Raw genomic sequence first — 1,216 nt, forward strand, 5'->3', positions numbered from 1 at the left:
GAACATTCCGATCAGGATGAAGACGCCGACCTCGAGCAGAAACGTCGTCGACATGATGGCGACGGTCAGGAACACATCGCCCGCTGAGAGAGGGTTCATGCTGCCTCGCATCTCGCGAAGCCCCGTCATGAAATGCACATGGGTTAGAAAGGTTTCGGTTCCAAACACGGGAGATGCGAGCGGCGCTGGCCTATCGCATTTCGAGTTCTTTGATGGCCAGAGCCGAAATTTTCGAGGGGTCTTCGACACCTGATTGCGCGATCTTGATGATCTTTTTCGCGATCATTTCCGTCAGAGGGTCGTCGCGATCCTTGACGCAGAGAGTACGCAACGCGCGCTCATAAGCCGCTGTGATGCGGCTGATCTCCTCCGGCTTCACCCCCGAGTTTTGCAACAGTCGATAAATGGCCAATTCTCACCGCCCAAGCCATGCCGGTGAGCAAGGAAATCATAGTACAGGAACCTTGTACACGGCCGGAGAACTACGGGCAGTTGGCGGTCCGGCCCTAACCGTGACGTTTCCGACCCGGCCGCTATGGCTACTGCTTCTGTTCGCGCGCAGCGCCGCTCTCGTCCTTGCTGAAAAGAGCCAAGTCCTCGACCCGCTCGTTGAGGTCGGCGGCCTTCTCGACCAATGCGGCCGCCAAGTTGGGGTCGGAAGTCGATTTTGCAAAGCGGAGCAGCGTCGCTGCCGCTTCACGCGTATACTTGCCTCTCACGATCCAATATCCGCGCTTCTCCCCAGCACGCTCATGACGCGTGACAAGGCCATTCGTTCCACAGCAACTCCTGACTTGGAACGATCGAGCCGGGCGGCCGTTCGCCCTCTGCGTCTGTTGGGACGCCTGTAGGAGAAAGCGGCCCTTGCCTCTCTCTCCGAGGCAGGGGCCGCTTTCCATTGGAGTGCCTGGATGTAGAGCCCCGTTACCGCCCCTCCGTCAGAGCGCGCTCTGCCACGGCGCAGCCGTGAAGGCCGAATACCGTCCTGGACGGCTGTTCTGACAGGCCCGCCCGATAGCGACGCACTAGGCAGCCTCTATGATCGGCACGCAGGCCGTGAGCCGGATTTTTCCGGCATCGGTAAACCGGAAATGCGTCCGCACGCGCTTGCCATCATATCCGCGATAGTCGAGCGAGAGGCCGTCCCCCTCCGGCATCAATGCGTCGATCCCGAAAGCATCGGCTGCGGATGCCGCGAGCCTTTGACCCCAGTACC

Annotated in this window: 2 protein-coding genes and 1 pseudogene; all 3 read right to left on the bottom strand. The window is 60.2% G+C overall.

The features are described 5' to 3' along the window. Nucleotides 1-190: 190 nt before the first annotated feature. A complete protein-coding gene (locus ACZXDY_RS45945; protein WP_464350018.1) occupies nucleotides 191-412 on the bottom strand; it encodes a hypothetical protein in 222 nt (73 codons plus the stop codon). Between the two features lie 127 nt (nucleotides 413-539). Beyond that, complete coding sequence (locus ACZXDY_RS45950; RefSeq protein ID WP_464350019.1) at nucleotides 540-719, bottom strand: hypothetical protein; 180 nt, start codon at nucleotides 717-719, stop codon at nucleotides 540-542. A gap of 306 nt (nucleotides 720-1,025) precedes the next feature. Next, nucleotides 1,026-1,216 (bottom strand): annotated as a pseudogene (locus tag ACZXDY_RS45955) (nuclear transport factor 2 family protein); the annotation flags it as partial.

This window comes from Bradyrhizobium sp. LeoB3, assembly GCF_055456055.1.